The organism is Kineosporia rhizophila, from assembly GCF_021277265.1.
In the GTDB taxonomy this organism is placed as follows: domain Bacteria; phylum Actinomycetota; class Actinomycetes; order Actinomycetales; family Kineosporiaceae; genus Kineosporia; species Kineosporia rhizophila.
Genome location: NZ_JAJSOH010000003.1, coordinates 15,564 through 29,460 on the forward strand (window position 1 = coordinate 15,564; position 13,897 = coordinate 29,460).

Annotated in this window: 8 protein-coding genes; 7 read left to right on the top strand and 1 reads right to left on the bottom strand. The window is 72.0% G+C overall.

Annotated elements, in window-relative coordinates:
• Positions 1 to 40: 40 nt before the first annotated feature.
• Entirely contained in the window at positions 41 to 2,296 is a 2,256-nt protein-coding gene (locus LWF15_RS06735; protein ID WP_232809508.1) for a glycoside hydrolase family 3 C-terminal domain-containing protein, read from the bottom strand.
• Between the two features lie 107 nt (positions 2,297 to 2,403).
• Between LWF15_RS06735 and LWF15_RS06740 the strand changes: the two genes are divergently transcribed.
• The 7 genes from LWF15_RS06740 (at position 2,404) to LWF15_RS06770 (ending at position 13,797) form a co-directional block, all read left to right on the top strand.
• Complete coding sequence (locus tag LWF15_RS06740) at positions 2,404 to 3,003, top strand: TetR/AcrR family transcriptional regulator (protein ID WP_232809509.1); 600 nt, start codon at positions 2,404 to 2,406, stop codon at positions 3,001 to 3,003.
• Between the two features lie 401 nt (positions 3,004 to 3,404).
• Entirely contained in the window at positions 3,405 to 6,086 is a 2,682-nt protein-coding gene (locus LWF15_RS06745; protein WP_232809510.1) for a fibronectin type III domain-containing protein, read from the top strand.
• Positions 6,087 to 6,205: 119 nt separating this feature from the next.
• Complete coding sequence (locus LWF15_RS06750) at positions 6,206 to 7,174, top strand: AAA family ATPase (RefSeq protein ID WP_232809511.1); 969 nt, start codon at positions 6,206 to 6,208, stop codon at positions 7,172 to 7,174.
• Positions 7,174 to 8,511 (top strand): DUF58 domain-containing protein, encoded by a 1,338-nt coding sequence (locus LWF15_RS06755; RefSeq protein WP_232809867.1) that lies wholly within the window; start codon positions 7,174 to 7,176, stop codon positions 8,509 to 8,511. The genes LWF15_RS06750 and LWF15_RS06755 overlap by 1 nt, the downstream gene beginning before the upstream one ends.
• Entirely contained in the window at positions 8,508 to 10,769 is a 2,262-nt protein-coding gene (locus tag LWF15_RS06760; RefSeq protein ID WP_232809512.1) for a DUF4129 domain-containing transglutaminase family protein, read from the top strand. The genes LWF15_RS06755 and LWF15_RS06760 overlap by 4 nt, the downstream gene beginning before the upstream one ends.
• Complete coding sequence (locus tag LWF15_RS06765) at positions 10,766 to 13,453, top strand: protein kinase domain-containing protein (RefSeq protein ID WP_232809513.1); 2,688 nt, start codon at positions 10,766 to 10,768, stop codon at positions 13,451 to 13,453. The genes LWF15_RS06760 and LWF15_RS06765 overlap by 4 nt, the downstream gene beginning before the upstream one ends.
• A 50-nt stretch (positions 13,454 to 13,503) precedes the next feature.
• Positions 13,504 to 13,797: a WXG100 family type VII secretion target gene (locus LWF15_RS06770; protein ID WP_232809514.1), complete on the top strand. Its 294-nt coding sequence runs from the start codon at positions 13,504 to 13,506 to the stop codon at positions 13,795 to 13,797.
• The last annotated feature ends 100 nt before the right edge of the window (positions 13,798 to 13,897 follow it).

Here is a 13,897-nt window from a genome sequence, read left to right on the forward strand (position 1 = left end):
ACCCCCAGCCGTCGGCTGAAACGTCTCAGTCCACTTCAGTTCACTTGGCGGCCTTGTCCACCTCGTTGAGCAGGCCGGCCACCGTGCCGTCGATGTCGGTGCGGCCGGAGAACGAGATCAGGCTGCGCAGCGGCATGCTGCCCAGCAGCTTCTGGGTCTCCGGGTCACGCCACATGGCGCCCGCCTCACCCAGCCCGGACAGGAACTGCCCCAGCACGGCGGCACCCTGCGGGTGCTGCATCCACTCCTCGAACGTCGCCTCCTTGCCCAGCTCGGGCTCCGGGGCGGGGACGTCGAGGGTGATCGTCTCGACCGCCCGCAGGTCCCGCGAGGACGCGCCGATCTGCACCACGAACTCACCGGGCTCGACCACCCAGCCGTTCGGCGACCAGAAGGCGAAGGCCCGCTCGTCCAGCTCCAGCCGCACCCGGCGGGACTCGCCCGCCTCCAGGCGCACCTTGGCGAACGCGCGCAGCTCGTGCACCGGACGGTCCACCCCGGCGACCGGGTCGCCGACGTACACCTGCACGACTTCGGCGCCCGCACGCGTCCCCTGGTTGGCGACCGTCACCTCGACCACCGCGGCGGCCACCGCGGGGTCCGGCACCGTCACCCTGGCGTCGGAGTAGCCGAACGTGGTGTAGCCCAGGCCGTGGCCGAAGGGGAAGGCGACGTCGCGGCCGGTGGTGTCGTACCAGCGGTAGCCCACGTAGAGCCGCTCGCCGTAGAACACCTTGCCCTGGTTGCCCGGCCAGTTCACGAAGGCGGGGGTGTCGCTCAGCCGCAGCGGCACCGACTCGGCCAGGCGGCCTTCCGGTTCAGCCGAGCCGAACAGGATGTCGGCCGTCGCACTGCCGCCGGCCTGACCGCCCAGCCAGACCTCCAGCACGGCGTCGGCGTTGCCGACCACCTCGCCCAGTTGCACCACGGCCCCGTTACTGAGCACCACGACCACCTTCGCCCCGGTGCCCCGCAGTGCGGCCAGCAGGCGCAGCTGGTTGGCGGGCAGATCCATGTGGGTGCGGTCGAAGCCCTCCGACTCCTCGGCGTCCGGCAGCCCCAGGAAGGCGACCACCACGTCCGCCCCGGCCGCGGTCTCGAGCGCCGCGGCCGCCAGGGTCCCCTCGTCGGAACCGTCGAAGGCGAAACCGGGAGCGAAAACCACCTCACGACGGGTTGCCTCACCGATCGCGGTGAGCGCGTCGTCCAGCCGGGTCGGGTTGATGTGCGAGCTGCCGGCGCCCTGATAGCGCGGCGTGCGGGCGAACTCGCCGACCACGGCGATCTTCCCGCCGTTCTCGGCGTCCAGCGGCAGCAGGGCGCCCTCGTTGGTCAGCAGCACCGAACCGGCCGCCGCGGCCCGGCGGGCCAGCGAGTGGTGCTGCTCGGCGAGCTGTTCCACCGACTGCGGCGTCTCGTCCGCGGGCCGGGCGGCCCGCAGCCGCTCGTGGGTGGAAAGCACGTTCGAGACTGCGATGTCGAGAAGTGACTCCGACAGCGTTCCGTTGCGGACAGCGTCCACAATCGCTTTCGGGCCCCGCTCGCCGGAGGAGGGCATCTCCAGGTCCAGGCCGGCCGCGACCGCGGCCACCGGGTCGGCCACCGCACCCCAGTCCGAGACCACGTAGCCCTCGAAACCCCAGTCGCCCCGCAGGACGTCGGTGAGCAGCCAGCGGTTCTGCGAGGCGAAGGTGCCGTTCAGGCGGTTGTACGAGCACATCACGGTGGCCGGCTGGGCCTGCTGGACGGTGCGCTCGAAGGCCGGGAAGTAGATCTCCCGCAGGGTGCGCTCGTCGACCTCGGCGCTGATCCGCATCCGGTCGGTCTCCTGGTTGTTGGCGGCGTAGTGCTTCAGCGAGGCGCCAACGCCCTTGGACTGCACCCCGTTGACCCAGGCGGCGCCGAGTTCACCGGCCAGCAGCGGGTCTTCGGAGAAGTACTCGAAGTTGCGGCCGCACAGGGGGGAGCGCTTGATGTTCACGCCCGGGCCGAGCAGCACGTCCACGTCCAGCGCACGGGACTCGGCGCCCAGGGCCTGCCCGACCTGCTCCAGCAGTTCCGGGTCCCAGGTGGAGCCCAGGGCGGCGGCGGTGGGGAAGGCGGTGGCCGGGTGGGCGGCGTTGATGCCCAGGTGGTCGGCGCCGGCGGTCTGCATGCGCACGCCGTGCGGGCCGTCGGTCAGGGTGGCGCCCTCGATTCCCAGGCGCTCGACCGGGCGGGTGGTCCAGAAGGAGGCGCCGGAGACCAGCGAGGCCTTCTCCTCGAGGGTGAGCTCTTCGATCAGGGGGTGCGCCATGGGTTCTCCTCGTCGAGGTGTGGTCCTGTCCTGACCGTACCTGAAATTCGACCACGTGGTCGAGGATGGGTCGACATCTTCGGCCGACGGTCGCTAACCTCACCGGAATGGCAGATCCCCCCACCCGCCGGCGCGGGCCGTACGCGGGCACGGCCGAGCGGCGCCGGGCGATCCTGGAGTCGGCCTTCGAGGTGTTCGCGAAGGTGGGCTACCGCAGCGGGTCGATGCGGGACGTGGCCCAGCGGATCGGGATCTCGCACACCACCCTGCTGCACCACTTCTCGTCCAAGAGCGAGCTGCTGGCCGGGGTGCTGGAGCTGCGCGACGAGTACGGCTCGACGGACTTCGCCGACGGCGGGCCGGGGATGCTGAGGCAGCTCGTCGAGGTGGTGCGGCGTAATCAGGACACCCCTGGGCTGACCGAGCTCTACTGCATCCTCTCGGCCGAGGCGACCGATCCCGAGCACCCGGCGCACGAGTACTTCCGGGGGCGCTACGCCCGGCTGACGGCCCGGCTGCACGAGCAGTTGCAGGAGATGGCGGCCCGGGGGGAGCTGCGCGACGGGGTCGATCCGGCCCTGGAGGCGCAGCGGATCATCGCGCTGATGGACGGGCTGCAGGTGCAGTGGCTGCTGAACCGCGAGTCGCTGGACATGGCCGAGCAGCTGCGCGACTACCTGCAGCGGCTTTCGGTGCCCGTGATCTGAGATACATCACCGATTGCGATCGCTCGACTACCCCGCGGTCGAGAGGGCTTGAGCTACGGGCACTCTGCGGTGACGGCTGCGTACGTAGCGCGATCCGGGGTGGGCTGGGGAGGTGATGGTCTCTTCGGTTTGCCATCCGTGCTGAAGGATCGAAATGTGCTGTCTCTCCAACAAAGGACGCCCGCAAGCGGCACTTTGTGAGGGTATGCACACTGCCGGGTGTGTTCTTGGAGCTTGGCGGGGTCAGTAATCTGTCGCCCTGTTTCTCTGGTCCGGTGTCTCGCCTGGGGGTGAAGTGGTCCAGGTGAAGCCAGAGATGAAGTTGTTTTGATGTGTTTTTAGGGGAATCGCAGGGACTCGCGCGGCATAATCGCTGCCGGTGAGCTTCTGGGGGGAGGCCTGTGTTCTGGGAACGGTTTGCGTCGCGCCTCAAGGTGCGCGGTGCGGGTGTGGTCGGGTGCGTGCTGGTCTTCGCGCTCGTGGTCGGGGCGGGGCTGATCGGCGCCCAGGCGACCGGTGCGGTGGTGCGCCTGCAGGACGGCGGGGCCTGGCTCGCGAACTTCGCGCAGGGCAGCGTCACCTGGGTCAACGGCTACGCCGGGCAGGCCGGTAAGACGGTCCCGATCGGCTCCCTGAGCTCCCCGTTCAAGGTGGTGCAGCGGCCGGACGGCGCCTACGCGGTCGACGAGAACGGCAAGGCGACCCTGATCGACGGGGCCCAGCTCGACGTCTCCGACCGGCCCAAGCAGCTCTCCAGCGGTGTGCGGGTGCTGGCCAACGGCGCCGCCACCTGGGTGCTCGACACCGAGAAGGCCCAGGTGCAGCGGGTCGACCCCGACTCGCTCGAGCCGATCGGTGAGCCGGTCGCGGTCGAGGGGGTCAGCCAGGCCGTCGTCGACAGCGAGGGCTACCTGTGGGCGGCCGTGCCCTCCCAGGGCGTGGTGGTGCGGATCGGTGACGGCGCGGTCGGCCGTACCGAGGTGGGCAGTGCCGGGCAGAACGTGACGGTGGCCGCCGACGAGCAGGGCGAGCGGGTCTTCGCGGTGAACACCACCGCGGGCTCCACGTTCTCGCTGCACGGTGACGGTGAGGCGCGCTCGTTCGAGCCGTTGCCCGAGGGCAGCGGCGGTAAGGGCCTGAAGGTCGACGTCGGTAACGACGGGCGGCTGCTGATCGGTCTGGACGGGCGGGCCGTGGTGGTTCCGGCCGACGGTGAGGGGCGCGCGGTCTCGCTGCCCTCCGGCACCAAGGTCGACCAGGTCGAGATCGTCTCCGGCATCGGCTACGTGGTCGACCGCGACTCCGACAGCCTGATCAAGGTGGACATGGGCGCCGGCACCGGCGCGGCCATCCCCAACGTCGGCAGCAAAGACCTCGACGACGTGGTGGCCCACGGAAACCTGCTGTACCTGAACGACTCCGGCGGCAACCAGGTCAAGGTGGTCAAGCCCGACGGCGTGATCGTGCCGATCGAGAAGTACCGGCCGGGCCAGAAGCCGTCGAAGAAGAAAAAGAAGAACCAGAACAACGAGCAGCAGCAGGCGCCGGAGACTCCCGACCCGCAGACGCCCGAGACGCCGGACAGCGAGAAGCCGGACGCCGAGCAGCCGCGCAACAACGACAAGAACGACAAGAACAAGGGCGAGCAGGACAAGCCCAAGCCCGGTCAGGACGACGAGGACCAGGGTGAGCCGCAGACGCCCGGGCCGGACGTCACGCCGATCGAGAACGACGGCCCGCCGGCGGTGGCCACGCCCGACCCGGAGGCCACCGGGCTGCCCGAGGTCACCGAAGAGCCGGAGCCCACGCAGGATCCGGAGCCGACCGAGGAACCGGCCGATCCGCCGCAGGCTCCGGTCGTGGCCGAGATGGTTCCGGAAGACGCTGCGGCCCTGGTCACCTGGGACGCCGCGCAGGACCGCGGATCCGAGATCACCGGCTACGCCATCGTGGTCGACAACCAGGCCATCGTTGAGGTCGGTGCCGGCGAGCGTCAGTACCGGCTCACCGATCTCACCAATGGCCAGCAGTACGGCGTGCAGGTGCGTGCCCTCAGCGCAGCCGGTGACGGTGACCTCTCCGCGGTGCGTTACGTCACGCCCAGCGCCGACCTGCCCGGTGTTCCGGGTGGGGTCAGTGCCACCGCGGGCGATGCTCAGATCACGGTGAAGTGGACGGCGGCGCAGCGCGACCGCAGCGACGTGCAGGGTTACACGGTGGCGGCGGTCACTACGGGCGGCAACCGCATCACCGTGCAGGCCGGCGCCACTGCCACTCAGATCGATGTCCCCGGGCTGACCAACGGCACCGGGTACACGGTCGAGGTGGCCGCGCGCTCGGGTGGCGGCGAGGGTGAGTACGGCCGTCCTGCCGATGGGCAGCCGGGCAGCGCTGGCAATCCGGTGGTGCCCGCGGGTGTGCCGGGTCAAGTCACGCTGGGCACCCCGGTCGCCGCGGTTGGCTCGGTCGACGTGAGCTGGCAGCCCGGCGCCAACGGCGGCAGCGCTATCACCGGTTTCCAGGTGCAGGTCGGTAACGGCGCGGTGCAGAACAAGGGTGCCGCGGAGCGCAAGCACACCGCCAAGGACGTTTCGGCCACCGCCGACACCACGGTGAAGGTGCGAGCGGTGAACGCCAAGGGTCAGGGGCCGTGGGCCTCGGTGGCGGTGCGGTCGAAGGAGCTGGCGCGCAAGCAGATGTACCAGTGCAAGAACCGCGAGGTCGGCGACATCTACATGCTCGACCTGGACTCGGACTGCAACAACCCCGAGGCCACGCGCTGGTACCAGGCCACGCCGATCTTCAAGGCGCTGTCCACCCAGCAGCCCGGCACGGTGCAGTTGATGCGCTGCATGATCACCAAGCCGCGGGGCATCATCCGGCAGCAGTTGCAGACCTGCCCGGCCGGCTCGGAGGCCAACGGTGGCACCGCGTTCTGGGCCTGGACCAGCGCCAACGCGAACGGCATCGAGATCCGGGAGTACCGCTACTCCGGGTCGGAGAACGGCGGCTACTACTACGCCCCGGTGGGTTCCGGCGCCCCGTCCGGGTTCGCCGCGACCGGTCGCTCGTTCTGGACGTGATCGGCTGCCCGGCCTGCGGGTGATCCGCAGGCCGGGCAGATCGGCCGTCTGCACCGGCGCAGCGGCCTCGTGTGCACCACCCGACGCAACGCACGACTCAGGAAAGCGCAGGAGACACGATGTCTGAACTTGCCGACATTGCCGGGAGTATCCGCTCCAGCGTGGAGCGGGCCCTCCAGGGCAAGCCGGAGGCCGTCCGGCTGGCGGTGATCACCCTGCTCAGTGAGGGGCACCTGCTGGTCGAGGACGTCCCCGGGGTCGGTAAGACCACGCTCGCCCGGGCGCTCGCGGCGAGCGTGGAGGGGCGCTGGCAGCGCGTGCAGTTCACCCCCGACCTGCTGCCCGCCGACGTCACCGGGATCACCGTCTACCACCAGCAGTCGGGGCGTTTCGAGTTCCGGCCCGGCCCGGTGTTCGCCAACCTGGTGCTGGCCGACGAGATCAACCGGGCCTCGCCGAAGACCCAGTCGGCGCTGCTCGAGGTGATGGAGGAGCGGCACGTCACCGTGGACGGCCGGGAGTACCCGGTGCCCCGCCCGTTCACCGTGGTCGCCACCCAGAACCCGGTCGAGATGGACGGCACGTTCCGGCTGCCGGAGGCCCAGCTCGACCGGTTCATGATGCGGATCAGCATCGGCTACCCCGACCCGGGCACCGAGTCGGCCATGCTCAAGTACGAGGCGGACGGCCCCACCGTGGCCTCGATCCGCCCGGTCATCGGCCTGGACGTGGTCCAGCAGATGATCACCCAGATCGCCAAGGTGCACGTGGCCGACGAGATCCGCGACTACATCGTGGCGGTCACCGGGGCCACCCGGCAGCTGCCGGAGGTGCGGATCGGGGCCAGCCCGCGCGCCGGCCTGGCCCTGCTGCGGGCCTCGCGCACCGCGGCGGCGATCGACGGGCGCGGCTTCGTGACCGCCGACGACGTGAAGTCGATGGCCTCGGCCGTGCTGGCGCACCGGCTGATCCTCACCCCGCAGGCCGAGCTGGCCGGCGTCACCGACTTCGACCTGGTCGACCGGGTGATCAGTGGCCTGCCCACGCCCACCTCGCTGGCCGCCGGGCAGGGTAACCGCCGGTGGTGATGACCGAGCCGGCCGGCGCCCAGCCGGCCGCCGGGCCCGCCGGTCCGCGTGGATCGCGTGGGGTGACCGGGCCGCAGTCCGCCCGCCCGGCTCCGGCCGGCCCGGGTGTGCCGCAGGGGCAGGCCGGCGGGGCCGCTGCGCCGGCGCTGGGCAGTCCGCTCGGTGGTGAGTCCGTCGATCTCGGCCGGATCCGGCTCAGCCCGGCCGGCAAGGGTCTGCTGGCGGTGGCCGTGGCCGGTCTGGTGGCCGGTTTCGGCTTCGGCTACGTCGAGCTGGTGGGGGTGGCGTTCGCCGCCGCGCTGCTCGTACTGGTCGCCGCGGCGCAGGTGCTGGCCCGGGTCTCGGTCCAGGTGGAGCGCAGCATCGCCCCGCAGCGGGTGTCGGTCGGCGAGAAGGCCATCGGCATGCTGCAGATCCGCATGGGGGGCCGGGGCCGTTCGATGCGCGCGGTCGACCAGGTGGGGGGCCGCAAGCACGAGATCCCGGTGCCGAAGGGCTCCAGCGGTGAGATGCGGCGGGTGGTCTACGACCTCGACACCAGCCGGCGGGGTGTGTTCCCGGTCGGCCCGCTGCGCCTGCACCAGCACGACCTGTGCGAGCTCGCCCACCGTCAGCGCGAGCTGGGCGGTGTGCTGCAGCTCATCGTGCGCCCGCGCACCTACCCGCTGAGCCAGCCCTCCCAGGGCCAGTCGCGCGACATGGAGGGCCCGCGCGCCAATTCCGGCGCCGAGAACGGGGTCACGTTCTCCGGTCTGCGCGAGTACGTGCCCGGCGACGACCTGCGCATCATCCACTGGAAGGGCCTGGCCCGCGGTGGGCCGCTGACCGTGCGCACGCACGTCGACAGCACCCGCAGCGACATCCTGATCCTGCTCGACGACCGGGCGAGTTCCTACCGCAGCGAGCACGACTTCGAGGAGGCGGTCTCGTTCGCCGCCTCGGTCGCCACCATGGCCCTGGCCGCGGCGGTCACCGTGCGGGTCAGCCCGGTCAGCGGCCGGGGCCTGGCCGGTTCGGCCTCGGCCATCCTCGACGGCCTGGCCGGGATCACCCTCGGCGAGCCCGGCCGGCCGGGCCACAACAACGGGCAGACCCTGGCCAGCGCTTCGCAGCGCACCTCGGGCGGCGGCCGCACGGCCGTGGCCGTCCTCGGCCCCAACGCCCGGGACGAGCTCGCCGCGCTGGCCCCGCTGCGCCAGACCTGGTCCACCGTGCTGGCCGCGGTGGTCGATCCGGCCGCCCGCAACCAGCGCCCGAGCGCCGAGCCCGGCGTCGCCGTGCTCACCGAGGCCACCGCGTCCGAGCTGGCCGCGGCCTGGAACCGGAGGTGGGGATGAGCGCCCCGCCGATCGACGCCCCCACCCGCCGGGCGCCGAACGCCCCCAATCGTCAGCGCCCGCAGTCGGGTTCGGCTCAGCCTCCGGTCCAGAGCAGTAGCCACCAGTCCGGTGTGATTCTGCAGCGTCTGGTGCTGGGCCTGATCACCGTCCTGGCCGCCGCGGTGGCCTGGTGGCGCATCTACCCGCCGCTGTCCTTGCCGGTGCCCGCGCTGAGCGGAACCCTGCTGGGAGCCATGGCTGTGGTGTTCGCCGACCGGGCCACCGCCGGGCTGCCCGCCCTGCGTGGGCTCGCCCGGCTGGCCCTCGGGCTGGTCGCGGCCCTGGTGGCCGGGCTGATCACGGCCATGACGGTGGCCGTTCCCCGCAGCACGGCCCCGGCCGACGCGGTCACCGGTGTGATCGAGGCCGTCACCGGCGGTATTTCGCGCATCCTCACCACCACCCTGCCCGCGCCTCCGGCGGCCGACCTGCTGCCGCAGTTCGCCGTGCTGTGCGCCCTGGCCGCGGCCGCCACTGCGGCGATCGCCCGCAGCCGGGGCGGCCTGGCCCTGGCCGCCCCCGCGCTGTGCCTGCTGCTCACCGCGCTGATCTGCGGGGTCGGCGGCGCCGGCGATCCGCTGTGGGTCGCGCTGCCGTTCGTCCTGGCCACCGGCTTCCTCGTGCTCGCCCGGCCCAACCCGGTCTCCATCGCGGTGACCACCGTGGTGCTGGCCCTGGGCTGCGCCGGAGGGCTGGCCGTGGGCGGCCTCGCCCGCGAGCCGATGGATCCGCGCCACCTCACCGCCCCGCCGCTGAAGGCCGAGCAGCCCACCGCGCCGATGGACGAACTGGCCGGCTGGCTGCGGCACTCCGGCGACACCGCGTTCGAGGCCCAGGTCGACGCGGCCTGGCAGAAGAACCCCCAGCCCTGGCGCATCGCCACCCTCGACACCTACGACGGGATCCGCTGGAGCAGCAGCACCCCGGCCGTGCCGGTGGGCTACGACCTGCCCGAGTCCGAGGAGACCCGCCCGCCCCTGGCCCAGTCCGAGGTCAGTGTCACCCCGGTCGCCCTGGAGGGCGTCTACGTGCCGGTCACCGGCCGGGTCGGCCACCTGGCCCGCCCGGGCATGACGTACGACCTGCGCGCCGAGACCCTGGTCGATCCGGAAGGGCTCAACGGCACCTACGAGCAGACCGTCACGCTGGGCGAGACCGAGAAGGAGAGCCTGGCCGGAACAGCCGCCGGGCGGGCCGGGTCCGGCGACCCCAGCCGCTCGCTGGAGGGCTGCACCGACGGCCAGATCGTCCGGCTGGCCCAGTCCGCCGTGGCCGGCGCCGACGGCCGTCCGCTCAGCCAGGCCCTGGCCCTGCAGACCTGGTTCAGCCAGTCGTCCGGCCTGAAGCTCGACCCGGAGGCCATGCCCGGCCACAGCTGCGGCCGGGTCCTGGAACTGTTCGGCGCGAACGGTTCCGGCAACGGTAACAACGGCAACGACGCGAACCAGGGCAACGGCACCCCCGACCAGTTCGCCACCGCCTACGTGCTGATGGCCCGCAGTCTCGGCCTGCCGGCCCGGGTCGCGGTGGGCTTCGCAGCGGGCCGGGCCGACGAGTCCGGCAAGGTCACCGTGAGCTTCGGCGACGCCGACGCCTGGCCGGAGATCTGGTTCCAGGGGCAGGGCTGGGTGCCGTTCTCGGCCACGCCCGACCGCTCCGGCTCCAGCGCCCCGCTGGAGCAGGAGGAACAGCAGCAGGAACAGCCCACCCAGCAGCCCGAACCGCCGAAGGAGGAGCCGGCCGACACCGGCCCGCCGCAGGAGGGCAGCCTGGACCAGGCCGGTACGGCCGAGGCCGAGACCACCGACTGGACGCCGCTGATCGCCGCGGTGGCCGTCGTGCTGGCGTTGCTGCTCGCCCTGCCCGTCGTGGGCGCGGTCGTGAACGTCCTGCGCCGGCGTCGTCGCCAGGCCGCCGGTGCTCTCGGCGCCTGGGCCGAACTGCTCGACCGGCTGGCCGATCTCGGCCATCCCAGCGCCGGGCGCACCTCGCTCGAGGTGCGCAGGCTGCTGACCGGGGTGGAGCCGGGCACCGGGCGAGACGTGGACGCCCTCGGCCGCCTGGTCGACGCGCAGGTCTACGGCGGATCCTCGCGCGGCGCGGATCCGCAGGCCTGGGGCCATCTCCGGCAGATCGAGAAGGCCCTGGCCCCGCACCGGCCCTGGGCCCGTCGCCTGGCGCGCGCGGTCGACCCGCGCCCGAGGAGGTGGGCATGAGCGAGCACCTCGGTGCCCCCGGCGGCGCCCAGATCGGCGACGTGATCCCCGAGCTCGACGGCCTGGTCGGTATGGAGGCCGTGGCCAGCGGCGGGTTCAGCGTGATCTACCGGGCCTTCCAGCCCGCGCTGAACCGCACGGTGGCGGTCAAGATCATGAGTGCCGACGGGGTGGACCGCCGCGACCGCGAGCGCTTCAGCCGGGAGATGGGCCTGACCGGCAAGCTCGGCACCCACCCGAACATCGTGGACGTGTACCAGCACGGCCTGACCCGTCACGGCCAGCCGTACCTGATGATGCCCTGGTACGACGGCGGTTCCCTGGCCGACGGCCTGCGTGACAGCGGCCCGATGCCCCCGCCGGTCCTGCTGCGCCTGGCCATCAAGATGGCCTCGGCGCTGGGCTACGCCCACAGTCACGGGGTGCTGCACCGCGACGTGAAGCCGGGCAACATCCTGCTCACCGCGCTGAACGAGCCGGTGCTGGCCGACTTCGGCATCGCGGTGGACGCACGGCAGGCCGGGAACGCGACCGTGGCCTGGACGCCGAACCACGCTGCGCCCGAGGTGCTCTCGTACGAGGAACCGACGGCCCAGTCCGACCTGTGGGCCCTGGCCTCCACGCTGTACACCGCGCTGGCCGGCCGCCCGCCGTACCCGGTCGACCCGGGCAACACCCTGCTGTCCATCCAGCAGCGCTTCCGCTCTGCCCCGCCGCCCTTCGTGCGTACAGACGTGCCTGCTTCCCTTTCGCAGGCCCTCACCGAGGCGCTCGCCCCGGCCCCGAAGGACAGACCGGCCGACATGGCCGAGTTCATCGTGGGCCTGCAGGCAGTCGAGCGGGAGCTGGGGCTCCCGGTCACCGTGCCTCCGGGCCTGGCGCCGGTCGCTGACACCAGCCGGGCTCGCCCCACCGGCCCGGAGCCCTCCACCCTGGTACCCGGGCGGCCCGGCGACACCTCCGGGCCCGGGGGTTCTGGTGGGCGCGGTGGCGCGAACGGGCAGGGGCCGCACGGCGATCAGTCGTGGTCCGACGAGTCCTGGTCCGGTCAGCCCTGGTCCGACCCGTCCCGGCACACCACAGGCCCAGGAGCAGACACTGGTCACGGCGCTGGCCCGGGCCAGGCCGGTAGGCCTGGTACGGCAGGCGGTTACGGCGCGGTCGGCCACGCCCGTAGCAACGGCAACGGCAACGGCTACGGCGGTGGTGACGGCTACTCGGGCGGCAACGGCTCTGCGGGTGGCAGCGGCTTCGGCGGTGGTGACGGCTACTCGGGCGGCAACGGCTCTGCGGGTGGCAGCGGCTTCGGCGGTGGTGACGGCCACGCAGGTGGCCACGGCTCCACAGGTAGCGGCTACGGCGGCGACAACGGCTACGGCAATGGCTACGCAGGCGGCAGCGGCACCACGGGTAGAAGTGACCGCCAGGGTGAGCCCGGCAGTGGGCCCCTGGGTGGTCATGGGCAGACCGGTGGTCAGGGGCAGTTCGATGGCCGGGCCGGCAGCCAAGGCCAAACGGGTGGGCAGGGGCAGCCTGGCGGCCCGGGTCAGCCTGGCGGCTCGGGGAAGTCCGGCGGTCTGAGCCAGACCGGTAATCCCTGGCCGGGGTCCGCCTCCTGGCAGCCCGACGACTCGTGGCAGGCCGAGACTCCCTGGCCCGGCATGCCCACCGACGGGGCCGGTATCACCGACCAGGCCACCCACCTCGGCCAGGACAGCCAGGCCGGAAAGAAGGGCCGGTTCGGCCGACGGGGACGGGCGGCCCAGTCAGACCCAGGAAGCCAGAGCGGCCCCGGCAACCAGAGCGGCCCCGGGAGCCATGGCAGCCCAGGAAATCAGGGCGGCCAGGGAAGCCTGAGCGGCCCCGGGAACTACGGCGGCCCGGGAAACCGGAACACGCAAGGGAACTCGAGCGGCCTCGGCAACCAGAACGGCCTGCTGGGCCAGAACGGCCAGGGGAGCCAGGGCGGCCAGAACGGGCAGGGCAGCCAAGGCGGCCACCCGGGCCAGAACGGCCGCGCTCACCAGGGCGGGTGGCCGGGACACGAGGTGCAGGCCGGGCCGGGCAACCAGCACGGCGCGTACAACCAGGTGGGCCACCGCGGTCGTCCCGATTCGGCGCAACCCGCGCCACCCGTCCCTCAGTTCAATGCCGTTCTCCCCAACGAGGGCACCCAGATCCCCGACGGCGTGACCGTCGTGGTCGGTGGCCGCCGTCCCAAGGAGAAGGCCGGCTGGTCGTGGAAGCGGCGCCTGCTCACCTCCACCGTGGGTGGTCTGGTCACCGTCGCCGCGGTCGTGGTCGGTCTCTCGGTGATGGCTCCCGACAAGCCCGACGAGTCGGTCACCCCGCAGGAGTCGCCGGCCACCTTCGTGCCGCCCACGGTCAGCGGTCTGCGGGCCACCGACCGCAGCCCCACCAGCATCACCATCACCTGGCACTCGCAGGGGCCCTACGAGAACGCGCACCGCGTGGTGGTCGAGAAGGGCGAGACCATCTGGCTGGAGCCCGAGCAGATCCAGGCCGGCGCGTACACGCTCACCGGCCTGAAATCCGGCCACAAGTACTGCATGACGGTCGACGTGTACTACCGGGCGCCCACGTCCGACACGGCGGCGGCCGACGACAAGCCGGAGTACGCCGTCTCCTCGTCCGAGCGCAAGTGCTTCTCCACCCGCAAGTGAGTTCCACCCACAGCTTCCACACCGGAAACCGTTAACGCAGAGGGGTAACCATGAGTATCAACGTCCGTTACGAAGACCTGCAGAGCACGGCCACCCAGCTGAACGCCGGCCGCGAAGAGATGATCGCCAACCTGAACCGGCTCAAGGGCCTGGTCGACGGTCTGGTCGCCAGCGGGTTCGTCACCGACCAGGCCTCGGGCCGGTTCCAGCAGTCGTACCAGCAGTGGAACACCGGCGCCAGCAACGTGATCCAGGGCCTCGAGGGCATGAGCGCCTTCCTGAACCAGGCCATCGCCCGGCACCAGCAGCTCGACTCCGAGCTGGGTTCCGCCGCCGGCGCCTGAGCCGAGCCCTGAGCCGAGCACAGAACAGAAACACGCGTCGTGCCCCGGCGCCGGGTGTTGTGGAAGGCACCCGAGCGCCGGGCAGGCGTACTACGAACGC